1 protein-coding gene is annotated in these 580 nt (G+C 66.0%); it reads right to left on the bottom strand.

Going from position 1 to position 580, the window contains the following annotated elements; all coding sequences use genetic code 11:
• Position 1 precedes the first annotated feature (1 nt).
• A partial coding sequence (locus O9K64_RS23515; RefSeq protein WP_420493195.1) for a Mu transposase domain-containing protein occupies positions 2–580 on the bottom strand: 579 nt, incomplete at its 5' end.

Genomic DNA, 580 nt, shown 5'->3' with positions numbered 1-580 from the left:
GTCAGTGGAAGTTCTTCGGGCCACGGATGTTCTCGTGGTCCTGGGGAAGCTCGGCCATCAGGCTGAGCTGTTCGGGCAGGCGGTCGCGGTTGCTCCGGAGGATCGACTGGACCTGCTTGAGGCGCACCAGCCCCGCGTGGTTGGCGATGCGGCAGGCGGCGTCGAGCCGCTGGGTGGGATAGTCACGGCTGAGACTGAGCAGACCGAGACAGACCCGGTAGGCCTGTTCGGGATGGTCCCGGGACTGGAGCTGGGCATCGACCCAGCGCAGTACCTCTGGGCCGATATCCTGGGCCCAGTTCTTCAGCCGCCCCGGTGTCCATTGCTGGTGTTTGCGGTGGCGCTGGGGCATGTGGGTCGCCTCGGTGGTAGTGCCGGGGCGGTACTTGCGGGGATGAGCGGCGACCTGTTGGCCGCGGAAGTAGAGGCGGATGAGGGTATCGCTGGCGTGCAGCTCCAGGGTCTCGCCGACGTACTGGTGGGGCACCGAGTAGTGGTGCTGCTCGTACTGGACGTGGTAGTCGATGTTGACCTTGACCGGCTTGATGGCCACGTAGTGGTAGGGGTGGCAGGGCAAGGG

This window comes from Sedimenticola hydrogenitrophicus (genome assembly GCF_029017505.1).
GTDB lineage: Bacteria > Pseudomonadota > Gammaproteobacteria > Chromatiales > Chromatiaceae > Sedimenticola > Sedimenticola hydrogenitrophicus_A.
Note: the sequence above shows the minus strand (reverse complement) of the source record. Positions and strands in the feature narration are given on the sequence as shown.